The 16,768-nt window shown below is 64.3% G+C and carries 17 protein-coding genes and 1 pseudogene; 10 read left to right on the top strand and 8 right to left on the bottom strand.

Going from position 1 to position 16,768, the window contains the following annotated elements; genetic code table 11:
• Window positions 1-183: 183 nt before the first annotated feature.
• From ACSVHC_RS10690 to ACSVHC_RS10700, 3 genes are read left to right on the top strand one after another with little or no spacing between them, the layout of a single operon-like run.
• Window positions 184-933, top strand: a complete 750-nt coding sequence (locus tag ACSVHC_RS10690) for a Type 1 glutamine amidotransferase-like domain-containing protein (RefSeq protein WP_437772016.1) — start codon at window positions 184-186, stop codon at window positions 931-933.
• Window positions 926-2,383, top strand: coding sequence for an amidase (locus ACSVHC_RS10695; RefSeq protein ID WP_437772015.1), 1,458 nt, complete (start codon window positions 926-928; stop codon window positions 2,381-2,383). Before ACSVHC_RS10690 ends, ACSVHC_RS10695 begins: the two co-directional genes overlap by 8 nt.
• A gap of 49 nt (window positions 2,384-2,432) precedes the next feature.
• The gene (locus ACSVHC_RS10700) at window positions 2,433-3,911 is read left to right on the top strand and encodes a peptide MFS transporter (protein ID WP_437772014.1); all 1,479 of its coding nucleotides are present in this window, start codon (window positions 2,433-2,435) and stop codon (window positions 3,909-3,911) included.
• Window positions 3,912-3,993: 82 nt separating this feature from the next.
• Here the strand turns inward: ACSVHC_RS10700 and ACSVHC_RS10705 are convergent, their stop codons facing one another.
• Window positions 3,994-4,614, bottom strand: coding sequence for a DUF4190 domain-containing protein (locus ACSVHC_RS10705; protein WP_437772013.1), 621 nt, complete (start codon window positions 4,612-4,614; stop codon window positions 3,994-3,996).
• Between the two features lie 207 nt (window positions 4,615-4,821).
• Here ACSVHC_RS10705 and pgm point away from each other — a divergent pair, with 207 nt between their 5' ends.
• Window positions 4,822-6,486: a phosphoglucomutase (alpha-D-glucose-1,6-bisphosphate-dependent) gene (gene pgm / locus ACSVHC_RS10710; RefSeq protein ID WP_437772012.1), complete on the top strand. Its 1,665-nt coding sequence runs from the start codon at window positions 4,822-4,824 to the stop codon at window positions 6,484-6,486.
• 6 nt (window positions 6,487-6,492) lie between these two features.
• On the opposite strand, the gene ACSVHC_RS10715 is transcribed toward pgm, so the two are convergent.
• Entirely contained in the window at window positions 6,493-6,993 is a 501-nt protein-coding gene (locus ACSVHC_RS10715) for a 2'-5' RNA ligase family protein (RefSeq protein WP_439180929.1), read from the bottom strand.
• Window positions 6,994-7,184: 191 nt separating this feature from the next.
• On the opposite strand from ACSVHC_RS10715, the gene ACSVHC_RS10720 reads away from it, so the two are divergent.
• A complete protein-coding gene (locus ACSVHC_RS10720; protein WP_437771023.1) occupies window positions 7,185-7,589 on the top strand; it encodes a hypothetical protein in 405 nt (134 codons plus the stop codon).
• Window positions 7,590-7,621: 32 nt separating this feature from the next.
• On the top strand, window positions 7,622-8,620 hold the full coding sequence (locus tag ACSVHC_RS10725; RefSeq protein WP_437771022.1) for a transposase: 999 nt from the start codon (window positions 7,622-7,624) through the stop codon (window positions 8,618-8,620).
• Window positions 8,621-8,701: 81 nt separating this feature from the next.
• On the opposite strand, the gene ACSVHC_RS10730 is transcribed toward ACSVHC_RS10725, so the two are convergent.
• On the bottom strand, window positions 8,702-9,307 hold the full coding sequence (locus ACSVHC_RS10730; protein WP_078107055.1) for a malonic semialdehyde reductase: 606 nt from the start codon (window positions 9,305-9,307) through the stop codon (window positions 8,702-8,704).
• A 188-nt stretch (window positions 9,308-9,495) separates the two neighbouring features.
• On the opposite strand from ACSVHC_RS10730, the gene ACSVHC_RS10735 reads away from it, so the two are divergent.
• Entirely contained in the window at window positions 9,496-10,782 is a 1,287-nt protein-coding gene (locus ACSVHC_RS10735) for a uracil-xanthine permease family protein (RefSeq protein ID WP_437772009.1), read from the top strand.
• A gap of 76 nt (window positions 10,783-10,858) precedes the next feature.
• Here ACSVHC_RS10735 and ACSVHC_RS10740 read toward each other — a convergent pair whose 3' ends face one another.
• Together ACSVHC_RS10740 and ACSVHC_RS10745 are read right to left on the bottom strand one after the other, a co-directional pair.
• Window positions 10,859-11,437: a GatB/YqeY domain-containing protein gene (locus tag ACSVHC_RS10740; RefSeq protein ID WP_439180930.1), complete on the bottom strand. Its 579-nt coding sequence runs from the start codon at window positions 11,435-11,437 to the stop codon at window positions 10,859-10,861.
• A gap of 149 nt (window positions 11,438-11,586) precedes the next feature.
• Window positions 11,587-12,729, bottom strand: coding sequence for a glycerate kinase (locus ACSVHC_RS10745; RefSeq protein WP_437772007.1), 1,143 nt, complete (start codon window positions 12,727-12,729; stop codon window positions 11,587-11,589).
• A 132-nt stretch (window positions 12,730-12,861) separates the two neighbouring features.
• Here ACSVHC_RS10745 and ACSVHC_RS10750 point away from each other — a divergent pair, with 132 nt between their 5' ends.
• Together ACSVHC_RS10750 and ACSVHC_RS10755 are read left to right on the top strand one after the other, a co-directional pair.
• Window positions 12,862-13,212, top strand: a complete 351-nt coding sequence (locus tag ACSVHC_RS10750; RefSeq protein ID WP_437772006.1) for a YciI family protein — start codon at window positions 12,862-12,864, stop codon at window positions 13,210-13,212.
• A gap of 7 nt (window positions 13,213-13,219) precedes the next feature.
• Window positions 13,220-14,509, top strand: a complete 1,290-nt coding sequence (locus tag ACSVHC_RS10755; RefSeq protein ID WP_437772005.1) for an RNA polymerase sigma factor — start codon at window positions 13,220-13,222, stop codon at window positions 14,507-14,509.
• Here ACSVHC_RS10755 and ACSVHC_RS10760 read toward each other — a convergent pair.
• Together ACSVHC_RS10760 and ACSVHC_RS10765 are read right to left on the bottom strand one after the other, a co-directional pair.
• Complete coding sequence (locus ACSVHC_RS10760; protein ID WP_437772004.1) at window positions 14,451-15,236, bottom strand: glycerophosphodiester phosphodiesterase family protein; 786 nt, start codon at window positions 15,234-15,236, stop codon at window positions 14,451-14,453. The genes ACSVHC_RS10755 and ACSVHC_RS10760 overlap by 59 nt on opposite strands.
• A gap of 38 nt (window positions 15,237-15,274) precedes the next feature.
• On the bottom strand, window positions 15,275-15,523 hold the full coding sequence (locus ACSVHC_RS10765; protein ID WP_078107057.1) for a hypothetical protein: 249 nt from the start codon (window positions 15,521-15,523) through the stop codon (window positions 15,275-15,277).
• Window positions 15,524-15,729: 206 nt separating this feature from the next.
• Between ACSVHC_RS10765 and ACSVHC_RS10770 the strand changes: the two are divergent.
• Window positions 15,730-15,891, top strand: a pseudogene (locus tag ACSVHC_RS10770) (response regulator transcription factor); the annotation flags it as partial.
• Between the two features lie 29 nt (window positions 15,892-15,920).
• On the opposite strand, the gene ACSVHC_RS10775 reads toward ACSVHC_RS10770, so the two are convergent.
• A complete protein-coding gene (locus ACSVHC_RS10775) occupies window positions 15,921-16,730 on the bottom strand; it encodes an HAD family hydrolase (protein ID WP_437772003.1) in 810 nt (269 codons plus the stop codon).
• Window positions 16,731-16,768 lie beyond the last annotated feature (38 nt).

The raw sequence follows: 16,768 nt of genomic DNA on the forward strand, positions 1-16,768 counted from the left end.
CGGGACCATCACCGCAGGAACCCTCGCGGCGTGGGCCCAGCCGGCTACGGGACCATCACCGCAGGAACCCTCGCGGCGTGGGCCCGTCGGCACTTTCTCACTCCGCCCCTGCGGCACTAGTGTTGGCGCTAAATGTTCGCTGTTGTGGCGATCGAGACCGACCACGGGCGGAAAGGAGGCACCATGGCTGCTGGCGAGCCCACCATCCTGGCAACCTCCGGTGGCTATAAGTCCGGTCATCGCACCAGGCTGGAGTTCGACCTCCTGGTTCACCACGCCGTCGAACTCTCCGGAGTGAGCGGACGGGCGCCGCGAGTGGCGCATATCGGCACTGCCTCCGGAGACCAGCGTTGGTTCGCCGCGGAATTGGACCAAGCCGCGAGGGTTTCGGGCTTCGATTTCAGTCACCTGAACCTTTTCACGATGCCCAACTACGGCGATCCCGAGGCGTACCTCTTGGAACAGGACGTGGTGTGGGTCAACGGCGGTTCCGTCGTCAATCTTCTGGCCGTATGGCGTGCGCACGGACTGGACGGTATTTTGAGGCGTGTCTGGGAACACGGTGTAGTCCTGGCCGGAGTGTCCGCTGGCTCGATTTGTTGGTACCAGGGCGGCACCACGGATTCCTACGGCCCTGAATTGCGCGCCGTGACCAACGGACTGGGGTTCCTCCCCTACGCCAACGGTGTCCACTATGACTCCGAGCCGGGCCGCCGCCCGCTTGTCCACCAACTGGTGGCAGAGGGCGCACTGGGGGAAACGCACTGCACCGACGACGGCGTCGGGCTCGTTTACAGAGGCACGGAACTTGTGGACGTGGTTGCTGAAGTCAGGGACAAGGCTGCTTATCGCGTCACCGCTGCACCCGGCGATTCGGCCGACGCCGTTTCCGTCGCCGTGGAGGAGCGCTTGGAGTCCCGCTTCCTTGGCTGACATCCACGAACTCGGCGCGGTCGAGTTGCGCCAAGCCTTGGCCGCCGGTCAACTCTCTGCAACTCAGGCGACGGAGCACTTCCTTGCGAGGATCGGCCAGCTGAACCATACGCTTGGGGCCTTCGTCACGGTGACGGCAGACCAGGCCCTGCTCGACGCCCGGGCCGCGGACGCAGCGTACGTTCGCCAGCGCAACGCAGGTCCCGAACTTCCCCTCCTGCACGGCGTGCCGTTGGCTTTCAAAGACCTCACCGATGTTGCGGGAGTCGTGACCACTCACGGCAGTGGAGCCCTGGACCGTAAGCCCGCTCCGGAGGACGGAGCCCTTGCCGCGACGCTTAGAGGCGTCGGTGCCATCTCACTGGGCAAGACTCAGGTTCCGGAGTTCGGACTCACGGCCTACAGCGAAAACCGCATCGCACCGCCGTCGCGCAATCCCCACGCATTGAGCCGCAGCTCCGGCGGGTCTTCGGGAGGCAGCGCAGCCGCGGTTGCCGCGGGCTTGGTTCCGTTCGCGCCCGGGAGCGACGGCGGCGGGTCCATACGTATTCCCGCTGCGGCATGTGGACTGCTGGGGCTGAAGCCGGGCCGGGGCTTGGTGCCGTCCGGGGAAAGCGTCGGAGACGCGCCACGACTCGTGGTGGCTGGGCCCCTGGCGCGCTCCGCAGCCGACGCCGCTCTCATGATGGATGCCCTCGTCCCGCACGGAATCCGGCCGAACCGGGGCTACCTCGCGGGCCTCGAGGAAGCGCCCACGGCCTTGCGCATCGGCGTGAGCCTCGACAGCCCGTGGTCCACCGCCTTTCCGCTTGCCCCTGAGCGGGAGGCCCTGGATGCCCTCGACAAGGGCATCGAATTACTGACGGAAGCGGGCCATTCAGTACTCGAGGCCGAGATCCGCTACGACAACCGCTATCCGGAAGCGTTCACGACCGCCTGGACCGCCGGCGTCGGGAGCGCCCGGATCCTGCCCCAGCGTGAAGCCCTGCTGACGCCCCTGACCCGGACCTTCCGGCGTCGGGCGCAACAGCGGAGCGCAGGCAAGGTCAACGAGGCGCTCAGCTTCCTGCGGCAGTTCACCCACGACACCGTCACCCAGTACGCGCAGTGGGACCTCGTCCTGACGCCGTCACTGGCACAGACGCCACGGCCCGTGGGCTGGTTCACCGGGACAATTCCCGGAGGCGAACAGTGGCCGGCCCCCGACTGGCCGGGCGACGCAGACGACGACTATCGCAAGCAATGCGAGTTTGCGCCATGGTCCTCCATGGTGAACGTGTGCGGACTGCCGGCGATCACGGTGCCCGTTCATTGGACCGGCCCGACGCCTGGAACGGGCTTTCCGATGGGCATCCAGCTCATCGGAAAACAGGGATCCGAGCTCCTTCTCCTGCGGCTCGCAAGGCAGCTTGAGGGGCAGCAAAAACCGACGCTCCACCGCGGCGAATAGTTGCCCTAGGCATCTAAATGATGTGACAATGCGCTAAGTCAATGTCACCATGGATCAGATGAGCACAACTCTTGACACGCGGACGCCCGCCAAAAACGCGGGCGATACGTCATTTTTCGGCCACCCAAAGATGCTGGCCAGCCTCTTCTCCGTAGAAATGTGGGAACGATTCTCCTTCTACGGCATGCAGGGCATCCTGCTTTACTACATGTACTTCACCGCAGACCACGGCGGACTCTCGATCGACAAATCGCTCGCCGCCGGACTGGTTGGCGCGTACGGCGGAGGCGTATACCTCTCCACGATCCTGGGCGCATGGTTGGCGGACCGGCTTTTCGGATCCGAACGGGTACTTTTCGGTTCCGCCATCATGATCATGGCCGGCCACATCGCCCTTGCCCTCCTGCCCGGGATCCCGGGCCTGGTGGCAGGCTTGGTGCTGGTGGGCATCGGCTCCGGTGGCCTCAAGGCAAACGCGACCGCGCTGGTCGGCACCCTTTATGGGGAGAAGGACGAACGGCGTGACGCCGGCTTCTCCATCTTCTACATGGGCATCAACCTTGGCGCCCTCATTGGACCGCTTGTTACCGGCTGGCTGCAGGAAAGCAGCGGCTTCCATTGGGGCTTCGGCGCAGCCGCAATCGGCATGGCAATCGGCCTCGCCATCTACGCACTGGGCCGAAACAAGCTCCCGGAAGAAGCCCACCGCGTCCCCAACCCCCTTCCCTCCGCACAGCGGAGCCGTTACGGGCTCATCTTCCTGGGCATCGCCGTCGTGATCGCCGTGCTGCTGATGACCGGTGTGGTGAACCCTGGCAACCTGGCCCGCAGCATGGCCTACGCCGCCATTGTCGCCTCGGTGATCTATTTCACGCTGATCTTCCGAAGCAAGAAGGTCACCCCGTTTGAGCGCAAGCGTGTTGTCGCGTTCATTCCGCTGTACATCGCATCGGCAGCGTTCTGGGCACTCTTCCAGCAGCAGTTCACGTTCATTGCCGTGTACTCGGAGGAAAAACTGGACCGCAACCTGTTCGGCTGGGAAATGCCGGCAGCCTGGGTACAGTCCATCAACCCTGTATTCATCATCGTTTTTGCAGGCGTCATGGCTGCCCTGTGGACAAAACTTGGTCCGAAGCAGCCTGGATCCCCCATCAAGTTCGCTGCCGGACTCTTCGTCATGGGCCTGGCGTTCCTGGCCTTCATCCCCCTGACCGGGGCCGGAAAGACCCCGCTGCTGGTGCTTGTGGGAATCCTGTTCCTCTTCACCTTGGCGGAGTTGTTCCTGTCCCCCATCGGCCTGTCCGTGAGCACCAAGCTGGCCCCCAAGGCCTTCCACACCCAGATGGTGGCCCTGTTCTTCCTCTCGGTTTCCCTCGGCACCGCGCTGGCCGGCATCCTGGCCGGACTATACAACCCTGACAACGAACTGCCGTACTTCCTCGGCGTCGGCGGCACGGCCGTGGTCATCGCAGTGGCCTTGGCAGCCGGCTCCCCCGCCATCAAGAAATTGATGGGCGGCGTGCGCTAGTCACGTAGCCGGTTTAAACCGCGACGGCGGCCGGTGCGTTTGGTGGGTTTTCCGCCAGGCGCACCGGCCGCCGTCGTTGTTGCTAGTAGTTGTAGTTGTAACGCGAAGCGGTCGCGGCAAAAATCGCGATAAAGACCCAGAATATGATCACGCCAACAATGCCGAGGTAGCCCATGACAAGGCCGGCAATGGCCATGCCTTTGCCGGCCGGTTCCTTCTTGAGGGCCATGTGGCCGAGGATCACGGCGGCAATCTGGGGCAGGACGAAGAAGCCCAAGCCCACGAAGACCGCGATGCCGCAGCACATGCTCGCAATACTCAAGCCCTTGGGCTCGACAGGCATGCCATAGTACGCGGGCTGTCCGTAAGGGCTGGCCGGCTGACCGTATGCAGGAGGCCCTTGGGGAGATTGCCCATACGGCGAAGCAGGCTGTCCATAGGGGCTGGGAGGCTGCTGGCCGTAGGCGGGCTGGCCGTATTGAGCCTGACCGCCCTGGGACTGGCCGTACGGTTCCTGCGACTGTGGCGCTTGCGGCTGCGGCTGGCCGTAGGGGCCGGAAGCCGCCGGCGAGGCAAACGGCTGCTCGCCGTACGGGTTTTCGCCGGGTTGGGATGCGGGCGGAATGTACGACGGCGGTTCGTAGCCCTTGGGCGGTTCGTCGCCCTCGGGAGCGTTCTCGGGCTTGGCTGGCTGGTCAGTCATGGAATATCCCCCTTGCGAGTCTTTGTGCTCAGCCTACCGCCGAGCGAAGGCACACATAAGCTCCGGAGCCCCGGCTTCCCAACCCCATGCCGCACTCCGGTAAACGGGCAGTGAATCTTCGTCCGTCTGGCGGAAATACGAAGTCACAGGCACCGCAATAGTGGGTTTTCACTTCAAGCTCACCTGACGGTCTGGCATGCTGGGTCAATGGCTAGCCGTGCGGGCACTGTTGCCCTTCCCCAGGACCTTGTAGACATCACCGCTCTTCTTGACGCGTACTACGACGTGACGCCGGATCTGAGTGATCCCGCCCAGCGCGTTGCCTTCGGCACCTCCGGGCATCGGGGGTCGAGCCTCAAGGCCTCCTTTAATGAAGGGCATATCCTCGCCATCACCCAGGCGATTGTGGAATACCGCGCCGGGCAGGGCATTACCGGCCCTCTTTTCCTGGCCAAAGACACCCACGGGCTCAGTGAACCAGCGCAGAATTCCGCCCTCGAAGTGCTCGCCGCCAACGGCGTTAATGTGCTGATCGACGCGCGCCACGGCTACACGCCCACCCCGTCCCTGAGCCACGCGATCCTCAAGTACAACAACGAAGCCGGTCCTGGGCAGCCCCAGGCGGACGGCATCGTGGTCACCCCGAGCCACAACCCTCCGGCCGACGGCGGTTTCAAGTACAACCCCCCGCATGGCGGCCCTGCCGACACAGACGCCACAGGCTGGATCGCCAACCGCGCCAACGAGCTTCTGGAAAACGGGCTGCGCGGCGTCAAGCGGATTCCGTTGAACGACGCCCTCAAGGCGGATGGCACGGGCAAGTTCGATTTCCTGAGCAGCTACGTGGACGATCTCCCGTCCGTCCTGGACCTCGATGCGATCCGCACCGCCGGCGTGCGCATCGGCGCGGACCCTATGGGCGGCGCCTCAGTGGACTACTGGGGTGAGATCGGCGAGCGTCATCAGCTGGATCTGACCGTGGTCAACCCCACCGTGGACCCGCAGTGGGCATTCATGACCCTCGACTGGGATGAGAAGATCCGCATGGACTGCTCCTCGCCGTCGGCCATGGCCTCGCTCATCAAGCGCATGTCCGACAGTGCTTCGGCCGGCACGGGTGCCTTCGATGTCGCTACCGGGAACGACGCCGACGCCGACCGCCACGGCATCGTGACGCCGGACGGCGGCTTGATGAACCCCAACCACTACCTCGCCGTCGCGATCGACTACCTGTACCGCAACCGCACAGGGTGGAATCCGGAGTCGGTGGTCGGCAAGACCCTCGTGTCTTCCTCCATCATTGACCGCGTAGCTGCCGGACTGGGCCGCAAGCTCGTGGAAGTCCCCGTGGGCTTCAAGTGGTTCGTCCCCGGCCTGCTCTCCGGCGAGGGCGCCTTCGGTGGCGAAGAATCGGCGGGCGCTTCCTTCAACAAGCGCGACGGAAGCGTCTGGACCACCGACAAGGACGGGATCCTGTTGGCTCTCCTGGCATCGGAGATCACCGCTGTTACAGGCAAATCGCCGTCCCAGCTTTACAAGGGCCTCACGGACCAGTTCGGTGCGCCCGTCTACGCCCGGATCGACGCCGCCGCCACGCGTGAGCAGAAGGCCAAGCTCGGCAAGCTCTCCGCCGCGGATGTCACAGCCACGACGCTCGCGGGCGAGGACATCACTGCCAAGCTGACCGAGGCTCCCGGCAACGGCGCCTCGATCGGCGGCCTCAAGGTTGTCACGGAGAACGCCTGGTTCGCGGCCCGCCCGTCGGGAACCGAGGACGTCTACAAGATCTACGCCGAGTCCTTCAAGGGTGCCGACCACCTCAAGCAGGTCCAGGACGAGGCAAAGGCGCTCGTGGACGGCGTGATTTCCTAGTCCAAGCTAGTTTGGCTCCGCCGGGAGGCGCCACAGCTTGAGGATTCGGCGAATGGTGTGGTTGCCTTCCGGCGCCATGTCCACCAGCGCGATCTGGTCGAGCACGACGGCGTCACCCGGCTTGGGGCGCTTGCCATCGTGATGCGAAATATGCGGGCGGTAATGCTCCATGACGTAGTGCGGGGTTGCCACGCGGCCTCCGATGCTTGCCACGGCGTCGAACAATTCCTCGTGGAGGCCCTGCAAAATGGGATGGTGTTCCACGAGGCTGACCGGGATGGAGCCTTGGTGACCAAATCCGGCGTCGGGCCCTACCGTGAGATCCGCCCCCAAGGCGCCCATCGCGGGAGCCGTAACAAGCTCGGTGAGGCGCGCGGCGACGTCGTTGTCATCGGAGGGCTCGACGTCGAACCTCAACAAGGTGATGTGCAACGGCCAGTCACTGCGCGGGAAGACCAGGCCGTCAGCCACGGCTTCGACAAACGCCACCAGAATCAGGTTCCGCATAAGGAAATTTTGCCACCGTGACGCCGCTCCCAATCACAGTAGTGAGCGGGCGTCGGCGGAAAAGGCCCTAAAAGTGAGCGAGCGTTGTCAACGAAAACCCCCGCTCAGATATACCGCCTTAAACGCGAACGCTCCCTCATCGTCAAGCTGGTTGTGAGTCATTCATTACCTTTTGATTGAAGGAGCCGGCGATGGCCGTTGATAACAAGGGTTTTACGCGTGAAGAGATCCGTGAGTTCATGCATGAGTACTATTTGCAGCCGCACGGGTCGAGGAAGGAATGGATGGCCTCGACGTCCGTTTCGGAATGGACGTTCCGCCGGTGGCGCAAGATGATGGTCCAGGGCGATATCGACCGTGGCCTGATTCCGCGGGAGCATGGAGGCATGGTCCCGACGAATCGTGAACTCTCCGCGTTTGAAAAAGCACGCGCGAAGGAAATGGCTGCCCACCGTGCCGAAGTCGAAAAACTCCAGAAGCGGGTGCAGGAGCTGGAGGACACGAATTCCGCGCTGGGAAAAGCTATCGGGCTCTTGCACGAGTTGAGCGTGCCAGAGCCCGATACAACCCCGACGAGCGCTCACAACGATTCATAGCGGCCGAGAACACTCTGGTCCTGGAACTGCATGTGATCATCGGCTCCCAGCGGACAGCGCTCAAGCTGGCGGGCCTCTCGCGCGGGACCTGGCATTACCGGTCCAATCCCCGTCCGGCGGTGCAGCACCCGATCCACCAGAGCGACCGGGCCTACGAATCCCGGATCAGCTCCGCGCATCAGGACCGGATCCTGGGGCTCATCCTGGCCAGCTGGGAGAAGGGCAACTCCGTTGACCATGCCTTCGCCACAGCCTGGGACAACGGCGAGCTGCTCGCCTCCAACCGCTCGTGGTGGCGGATCGCGGCAGACTACGAGGACCAGCAGGCCCGCCCAACCATCCCGCGCAAGCGTTGGGGCACGCGTGGTTCCTCTGAAAAGCCGGTGGTCAAGGCCACCGGACCCTGCCAGGTCTGGTCCTGGGACATCACCGACATCTATGCCAAGTGGCAGGGCAAGGTTTTCAAGGTGTACTCCATCATGGACATCTTCTCCCGGGAAATCGTCGGCTGGCGGGTGGAGGAACGCGAGTCCGACCACCTCGCCGCGCAGATGTTCAAGACAGCCATCGCCCGGCACGGCGCCCCGCGCATCGTGCATGCCGATTCAGGCCCGGCCATGAGATCAACCCTGCTCCGTGACACCCTCACCGCCCACGGCGTGGAACTCAGCCATAACCGCCCGTACGTCTCCAACGACAATCCCTTCTCGGAGTCAGGCTTTCGCACGATGAAATACCGGCCCGGCTACCCCCGGATCTTTAACGATCTCGAGGCCGCCAGGGAGTACCTCACCTGCTACGTGCACTGGTACAGCACCGATCACAAACACTCCGGCATCGCACTGTTCTCACCATCACAGGTCCACGACGGGTCGTGGAAAGAACTCTGGACCAAGCGAGACAAAGTCCACCAGGACTACTACGAACGACACCCGGGAAGATTCCGCCGCCGACCCACCACACCGGCCCCCGCCACATACGCCGGGATCAACCTCCCCCAGACCAAAACACCCCAAAAACTAGCCCAGTGACTCCACACAGCTTGACAACTTTCGGCTCGCTCACAAGAGTGAGCGAGCGTCGGCGAAAAGGACGTCAAAAGTGAGCGAGGGTTAGACGGTGCGGACGACGTCCTCGTACGCGAACTTCGGCTTGGCTTCGCCGAAGGCGTCCGGACCCGGCTGGCCAATGTTGACCACGAGGAAGCTCTTCTGGTCGCCGGCCGGGAAGAACTCGGCGTCGATCGCAGCGAAGTCGGCGCCGGTCATGGGGCCGGCGGCGAAGCCGAGGGAGCGGACGGCGAGGATGAAGTAGCCGGCCTGCAGGTGGGCGTTGTTGTTGCCCGTGGTTGCGGTGAACTCGGGGTTGGCGTCGTACATGGCCTTCGGCGCGGAGTAGACCGGGAGGAACTTGTCCCACTGCTCGTGCCAGGCAGTGTCGTAGGAAAGCACGGCGACCAACGGAGCGGAGGCCGTCTTGGCCTTGTTGCCCGGAGAGAGTGTCTCGACGAGCTTGGCGCGGGCCTCGTCCGAACGGACGTACGTGACGCGCAGCGGCTGGGAGTTGAACGCCGTCGGTCCGAACTTGGTCAGTTCGTAGATGGCCTGTGCCTGCTCCTCGGAGACCTCGCCGGCAAAGGAGTTGGCGGTGCGGGCTTCGGCAAAGATGGCGTCTACTGCTGCGGCGTCAATCACTGCTTCTTCGTGTGCGATCGTCATTCGCGTACCTTTCGCTGTGCCCGCAGCCGTGGACGGCCGGGCGCTTATGCTTTCCATGGTTGCAACTTCAACTTCGCCGCGCCTCTTCCCATGAAGGCACGTGACGTTCCACACAGCGGAATCGGCAGGCCGTCCGGGCGGTAAGGTTGCACCCGGACAATCACAACTTTCAGGGAAGGCTCCCGTAGATGAGCATGCTCGGAACCAAATGGAAGCTGCACGGCAACGGCAAGACGATCCGGCCGGGACACGTGGTGGCACCCGAGGAGCGGCTGGCGTGGCCGTTGACCATCGGCGTCGGCATGCAGCACGTCGTCGCAATGTTCGGAGCCACCTTCCTGGTGCCCATCATCACGGGCATGCCACCGGCCACCACACTGCTCTTTTCCGGCATCGGCACCCTGCTGTTCCTGGTCATCACGAAGGGCCGCGTACCCAGCTACCTTGGTTCGAGCTTCGCCTTCATCGCCCCCATCCTGGCGTCCCAACAGCAGTTCGGCGTTCCCGGCGCGCTGGGCGGAGTGGTGCTTGCCGGCGTCGTACTGGCGCTTGTCGGCGCGGTGGTGCAGAAGTTCGGCGCTGAGTGGATCAACCGGACAATGCCGCCTATCGTCACGGGCGCGATCGTCGCCCTGATCGGCCTGAACTTGGCGCCGGCCGCAAAGGCGAACTTCGACAAGGCCCCGGTCACCGCCCTCGTGACGCTGGTGACGATCATCCTGGTGAGCGTCCTCTTCCGCGGCATTCTGGGCCGCCTGAGCATCCTCGTGGGCGTGGTGGTGGGCTACCTCACCGCCATGACGCGCGGCGAGGTGGACTACTCCAAGATGGACTCGGCCTCCTGGATCGGTCTTCCGCACTTCCAGACTCCCGAATTCCACCTCGGGGTCGTGGGCTTGTTCGTACCGGTTGTCTTGGTTCTCGTGGCCGAGAACGTGGGGCACGTGAAGTCCGTGGCGGCAATGACCGGACGAAACCTCGACGACGTCTCCGGCCGCGCGTTGATGGCCGACGGCGTCGCGACTGTCCTCGCCGGATTCGGCGGCGGCTCCGGCACCACGACGTATGCCGAGAACATCGGCGTCATGGCAGCCACGAAGGTCTACTCGACGGCGGCCTACTGGGTTGCCGGCGCCTTTGCCATCCTGCTGAGCTTCTCGCCTAAGTTCGGTGAACTGATTGCCACCGTTCCGCCCGGCGTGCTGGGCGGTGCAGCGACGATGCTCTACGGGATGATCGGCGTTCTGGGCGTGAAGATCTGGGTGCAGAACAAGGTCAACTTCTCCAACCCCATCAACCTGACCACTGCCGCCGTCGCTTTGATTATCGGGATCGCGGATTACACCTGGACCATCGGCGAACTCAAGTTCACCGGCATCGCGCTCGGTTCGGCCGCTGCCTTGGCGGTCTACCACGGCATGAAGGGTCTCGCCCGTTGGCGCGGGACGGTTGCCGAGCCGGAGATGGAACACTAGCCTCTCGAGTTTGTGTACGGATCGTGTCCCCTAAGCGCACGTTTAAAGGACACGATCTGTACAGACTCATTGCCGGCTATGAGAGGCGCGTGCGGACAATCTCGCTGAGCGCCTTACCGTCGAAGCGGCCGCCGACCTTTTCGGTGACCGGCTTCATGACATAACCCATGTGCATAAGGGACAACTCCACGCCGTCGGCCTTGAGCGAGGCGATGACCTCGTCAACGATGGACTCAACTTCCCCTACGGCCAGTGGTTCCGGCAGGTAGGCCTCGATTACCCCGGCGTCCGCGATCTCCGTGGCTGCGCGCTCGGACTCTCCGGCCTCCTCGTAAAGTCGGGCGACCTCGTGATACTGCGAAGCCTCCTTCTGCAACATGGTGGTGATCTGGGCGTCGTCCAGCTGGATCGGCGTCTGGCCGGCTTTCTCACGGGTGTCAATCTCGCTGAGGACGTTGCGCGTGGCGTTCAGGGCGATGCGGTTGCCATCCTTCATATGGCTGACGACGTCTGCGTGCAGCCGCTCTTTCAAGGTGGACATGATGTGCTCCTCGATTCGATGGTGCCGCGCTGGCCGGCTGCCAGCCCGGCGGGCGGTGACGGCGTCCCGGGCGGGGTCGTCGCATCGTAGGTGCATGGCAGAGGTCAGAGCCATGCTTTGTACGTTAATTATCTGCCCGACGACGCCGAGCAGCCCCGCAATCAAACTCTGTGCATGCCCCCTGGCGCTCACGAGTGGGCATATTCGCACTATGTCCACTCCTCGCATCCAACGCGGGGCATGTCCCTTGGTGGACGGGGAGCTTAGGCCCCTTCCAGAACCTGGCTCGTAGCCCATGCCAGGTACTTGGCGGCATTCGCTACGGCGTCCGCGGCATCGGGCACGCCATCCCGACGCTGCGCGACGTCGAGCAGCTGCGCCGCAGCCACCACTCCGTGGCCGGCTAGTTCCTCTGGGGTCACGAGGATCCTGCCGGCCACCACAATCACCGGAATGCCTTGACCGTGCGCCGAATCCGCGAGAGCGATGGGTGCCTTGCCTGTCAGGGACTGCGAGTCCATGGATCCTTCGCCGGTGATCACCAGGTCCGCGCCGTCGAGCTGCTCGGGCAGCCCCGTCAGTCCCGCCACGAGTGCGAACCCGCCTTCCAGCGTCGCTTGGGTGAAGGCCAGGAACGACGCCGGGAATCCGCCAGCCGCCCCGGCTCCCGGAACGTTGACGTCCTGTCCGCCCGCGTCACGCAGCAGGGACGCCCAGTTGCGCAGGCCGGCGTCGAGCAGTTCCACCGCGTCCTGGTCCGCGCCCTTCTGCGGGCCGAAAACATGCGCCGCACCGTCGCTGCCAAAGAGGGGATTCTGGACGTCGACGGCGATCCGGAACCTCACCGCGGTCAGCCTCGGATCGAGACCGGAGACGTCGAGGGACACGACCTCGGCGAGCGAGCCACCGCCGAGCGGAACCACGTTTCCGGCCGCGTCCAGGGGCTTGAGTCCGAGCGCACGCAGCGCGCCGCTGCCGCCGTCGGACATTGCGGAACCGCCGACGCCAAGCACAATCTCGGTGGCTCCGGCGTCGAGGGCGGCGGCGATGAGCTGGCCGCAACCATAGCTGTGGGCACGCAAGGCGTTTTCCGGCGTCGGCTCCATGTGTGCCAGTCCGGACGCCTGCGCAGTTTCGATCACCGCAGTAGCTCCGCCGAATGCATTTTGCCGGATGGCCCACGCGGCGCCCACCGGTTTGAGAATGGGGCCGACGACGGCATTGATCCGCTCTTCGTAGCCCGCCGCCACGGCTGCCTCCAGCGTTCCTTCGCCACCGTCGGCGATGGGAAACTGCGTCACCACCGCATCCGGATAGACGCGCAGTGCCCCTTCGGCCATCGCCGAAGCCGCTTCGGCGGCGGTGAGGGAACCTTTGAACTTGTCCGGGGCAATCAGGATGCGCATGCTCCCATCCTGCCAGCGGGGCTAAGCTTTTCGCAGATTCGTGTGCGGAGATGTCGAAAACAGCCCACGCCGTTCGTATAGAGGGTGAGACGCGGGCAAGGTGCCGGCGCCACATCCGAAGGAGGAACAGTCATGTCACGCTATCTGCTCAGCATCTACCAGCCCGATGGCCCCGCCCCGGAGCCTGAAGTCCTCAACAAAATCATGGCCGATCTTGACGTCCTGAACCAGGAGATGCGCGACGCCGGCGCCTGGGTTTTCACGGGTGGCCTGCACCCGGCCAGCACCTCCACGGTGGTGCGGGTGAACGACGGCGAAGTACTCACGACGGACGGCCCCTTCGCAGAGGCCAAGGAACACGTGGGCGGCCTGTGGGTGATCGAAGCCCCGGACCTGGACGTGGCACTTGTCTGGGGACGAAAAGCCGCCCGAGCCACTACGCTGCCTATCGAGGTCCGGCCGTTCGCGGGCTACCGGGAATAGTTTCCCCATGGTCCATATCTCAGAGATCGGACAAGTATTCCGCGAAGAGTATGGACGCTCCGTGGCTGTCCTGGTCCGCGTTTTGGGCAGCATCGACGCCGCCGAAGACGCTGTCCAGGACGCCTTCGCCGAGGCCGTAGCGCGCTGGCCCGACGCCGGGCTGCCGCCAAGCCCGGCCGGCTGGATCATCACCACCGCCCGCAACCGCGCCATCGACCGGTTCCGCCGCGAGGCCTCCGGCAGGGAGAAACTCGCCCAGGCTGCCCTCCTGCACCGCGATGAACCCCGCGATGAAAGCAGCGATGAACCCGAAGGAATCGAGGTGGACGCCGTGCAAGACGACCAGCTTCGGCTGATCTTTACGTGTTGCCACCCCGCCATCAACCGGGCCGCGCAAGTGGCCCTGACGCTCAAGCTCCTGGGCGGGCTCAGCACCGCCGAAATCGCCCATGCTTTTCTGGTCCCCGAGCCAACCATGGCCCAGCGGCTGGTGCGGGCAAAAGGAAAGATCCGCGACGCCCATATCCCCTACCGGGTACCGACTGGCGCCGAGCTCCCGGAACGGCTGAAGTCGGTGCTTACCGTGGTCTACCTGGTCTTCAACGAGGGTTACACCGCGAGCTCGGGCGCGGGGCTGGTGCGCGAAGGCCTCTGCCACGAGGCCATGCGCCTCGGCCGGCTCATCATGGAACTCATGCCTGATGAGCCCGAAGCCAAAGGGCTCCTGGCCCTCATGCTTCTGCTTAATGCCCGCCGCGTGGCCCGGACGACTCCCGACGGCGGCTTGGTGCTCCTCGCGGACCAGGACCGCAGCCACTGGGACTCCGATTTAATTGCCGAAGGGCAGTTGTTGGTGCGGCAATGCCTGAAGAGGAACCAGCCCGGACCGTACCAATTGCAAGCTGCCATCAACGCGGTGCACAGCGATGCCGCACGGCCAGCGGAAACGGACTGGCGCCAAATCCTCACGCTCTACGAACAACTCCTGGCCATGGAGCCGACGCCGGTGGTCGCTTTGAACAGGGCCATTGCCCTCACGGAGGTGGAAGGACCCGCCGAGGGACTTGCCGCCGTCGACATCCTTGAACTGGACAACTACTATCTTTTCCACGCAGTGCGGGCGGAGCTCCTGAGGCGCCTGGGACGCAACGATGAAGCTGTCGCCGCCTACCGGGAAGCGCAGGGGCGCACGGATAACGACGCCGAGCGAGACTTCCTGGCGGTACGCATCCGGGCGCTCACCACCACTGCCCCCGGCCCAGCAGCACCGACTTCAGACGATCCGCGCGGTCGGTGACCAGACCGTCGACGCCCATGTCCAGCAGCCTGGCCATCTCGGCGGAATCGTTGACCGTCCAGACATGAACCTGCAGCCCAAGCCGATGCGCGCGCCGCAGGAAACCGGGCGTCACTACCGTCAGGGGTCCGTAGCGGACCGGCACCTGGAGGGCATCGACGTCGTGCAGGATCTTCCGGAGCCAGCGCTCAGGAAGAAGCGGTCCCAAAAGAGTAAAGGCGGCGTTGCAGGCGATTCCAGCTGAAGACGCCGTGCGGCGGCGGAGCAGGCGCAGGACCGTCCGACGACGTCGATCGGAGAAGCTCGCGATCAGCACCCGGTCGTGTGCATTGAGTTGGTCGATGACTGCGGCGAGGGGTTTGACGGTATGCCAATCCTTGACGTCGACGTTCAGCCGGGCCTCGGGGAATTCCGTCAGGACGTCTGCCAAGCGGGGAATTGCTTCGCGGCTGCCAATCCGGGCCTTGGCAATCTCGGCAGCGCTAAGACTGGAGATGAGGCCGTGGGAGTCTGTGACGCGGTCCAAGGTGTCGTCGTGGAAAAGGAGCACCACGCCGTCGGCGGTGGTGCGGGCATCGGTTTCAAGGTGCGTGAAGCCAAGCTCAAGCGCGGCCGTGAATGCCGCGCCCGAGTTCTCAAGGCCGTCCGGTGAAAATCCGCGATGCGCGAAGGCAAGCGGAGCGGATAGTCCGTCCGGGCGGCTGAAGAAGGGCAAATGCGGGCTCACACGGGTAGCGTAACCCGGCTGTGCCTCCCGCGAGCCCGTCAGGATTCCTGCGGAACGATCTCCACGCCGTCGCCGCAGTGCACCAGCGTACGGCCGCGGCCGCCGTCGAGGTTTACCCAGACCACGCTATGGTCGCTCGACACGGCGTCCACCTGGCCCGGGTTCTCAAACCCCGGCGCAAGCTTGACGCTCACGCGGTCTCCGCGGCGCAACTGCTTCCAATGTTCGGCCGGCACTGCGCGGCGAACGGGGGCCTCGGGCCACCCCGTCGTCTTTCTCTTGGCCATCATGTCCCCTGTGATCGGCATCGAATACGACAGGAGACTACGGGGAGTAGTTGAACGGCAGTTGGACTGAAGCTGTGTAATGGGTGAGCGCTCCCAACTAACTAGCAATTGTTGTCGTTTAGAGGCCTGAAAACGACATTAACTGTTAGCTAGTTGGGAGCGCCCGGCCGGAAAGTGGGCCTTAGATGATGGCGGCGCGGAGTTGCTTGGCGGCCGGACAGCGCAACCGGGCCATCTCCACCAAGCTGCACATCAGCGAAAACACGGTTAAATTCCATGCCAGGAATATCTTCAGGAAACTTGGAGTGGGCTCACGAACAGAGGCCATTGCCCTGGCGCACAGCCACGGGCTACGTGCGCCGAACTAACGGCCGGTGCACGTGGGCCAAGTACAGGGCTAGACCCGGAGTGACGCGAGCTTCGCTTCGAGGATCTGGGCCACGCCGTCGTCGTCGAAATGGGGGGCTTGCTGGCCGGCTGCGCTGATCGCCTCAGGATGGCCGCTGGCCATCGCGTAACCGTCGCCCGCCCAGCGCAGCATCTCGACGTCGTTGGGCATGTCACCGAAAGCCACCACCTCGGCGGCCTCGATGCCCCGGGATGCCGCATATTCGGCGAGTGTGACGGCTTTGTTGATACCGGGCGCCGACATTTCCAGGAGTGCGGTCCGCGGCGCCGAGTGGGTGGTTTCCACCAGATGCGCGACGGCGGGCTGGACACTTGCCAGGAAATCATCCGGGGTACCTCTGCGCGTCACGGCTAGGAACTTCACGACGGCGTCGTCCGCGGTCAGCGTTTCGTCCAACCATGCGGGGGTGAACTCGGCCAGGAGCTCGCTCGTCTCGTTCTCGATGAACCCAGGCTCGAGATGGAATCCAGTGAGTGTTTCGGCCGCGAACAGTGCGTCGGGCCGGAGCTGCTTGATGATCCGGCGGGCCTCGAGCACGGACTCGATGCTCAAGGCATTGGCCGATATCAGCTTGTCCGCCTCAAGGTCCCACACCACTGCCCCGTTCGAACAGATAACGATGCCGCTGTGGCCGATCTGCTCGCGGAGGGGGTAGAGCCAGCGCGGCGGCCGCCCTGTCACGAACACCACCTCGATGCCCGCGTCGCGGCAGGCATGGAATGCGCGGATGGTGCGGCTGCTGATCTTGCCGTCATGGCCGAGGATGGTGCCGTCAATGTCACTTGCTACGAGCCGCATTATGTCAGTCTACGTGGGACGGTCGACGGCGGGTTTGC

Source organism: Arthrobacter sp. KNU-44, assembly GCF_051843155.1.
Taxonomy (GTDB): Bacteria; Actinomycetota; Actinomycetes; order Actinomycetales; family Micrococcaceae; genus Arthrobacter.

Excerpts from the sequence above, each read along its gene's own strand:
- ACSVHC_RS10690 (WP_437772016.1), top strand. The coding sequence starts at position 184 with ATGGCTGCTGGCGAGCCCACCATCCTGGCAACCTCCGGTGGCTATAAG.
- ACSVHC_RS10765 (WP_078107057.1), bottom strand. The coding sequence starts at position 15,523 with ATGGCCAAGAGAAAGACGACGGGGTGGCCCGAGGCCCCCGTTCGCCGC.
- ACSVHC_RS10745 (WP_437772007.1), bottom strand. The coding sequence starts at position 12,729 with ATGCGCATCCTGATTGCCCCGGACAAGTTCAAAGGTTCCCTCACCGCC.
- ACSVHC_RS10750 (WP_437772006.1), top strand. The coding sequence starts at position 12,862 with ATGTCACGCTATCTGCTCAGCATCTACCAGCCCGATGGCCCCGCCCCG.
- pgm (WP_437772012.1), top strand. The coding sequence starts at position 4,822 with ATGGCTAGCCGTGCGGGCACTGTTGCCCTTCCCCAGGACCTTGTAGAC.
- ACSVHC_RS10755 (WP_437772005.1), top strand. The coding sequence starts at position 13,220 with ATGGTCCATATCTCAGAGATCGGACAAGTATTCCGCGAAGAGTATGGA.
- ACSVHC_RS10775 (WP_437772003.1), bottom strand. The coding sequence starts at position 16,730 with ATGCGGCTCGTAGCAAGTGACATTGACGGCACCATCCTCGGCCATGAC.
- ACSVHC_RS10730 (WP_078107055.1), bottom strand. The coding sequence starts at position 9,307 with ATGACGATCGCACACGAAGAAGCAGTGATTGACGCCGCAGCAGTAGAC.
- ACSVHC_RS10715 (WP_439180929.1), bottom strand. The coding sequence starts at position 6,993 with ATGCGGAACCTGATTCTGGTGGCGTTTGTCGAAGCCGTGGCTGACGGC.
- ACSVHC_RS10705 (WP_437772013.1), bottom strand. The coding sequence starts at position 4,614 with ATGACTGACCAGCCAGCCAAGCCCGAGAACGCTCCCGAGGGCGACGAA.
- ACSVHC_RS10700 (WP_437772014.1), top strand. The coding sequence starts at position 2,433 with ATGGATCAGATGAGCACAACTCTTGACACGCGGACGCCCGCCAAAAAC.
- ACSVHC_RS10740 (WP_439180930.1), bottom strand. The coding sequence starts at position 11,437 with ATGGCTCTGACCTCTGCCATGCACCTACGATGCGACGACCCCGCCCGG.
- ACSVHC_RS10735 (WP_437772009.1), top strand. The coding sequence starts at position 9,496 with ATGAGCATGCTCGGAACCAAATGGAAGCTGCACGGCAACGGCAAGACG.
- ACSVHC_RS10720 (WP_437771023.1), top strand. The coding sequence starts at position 7,185 with ATGGCCGTTGATAACAAGGGTTTTACGCGTGAAGAGATCCGTGAGTTC.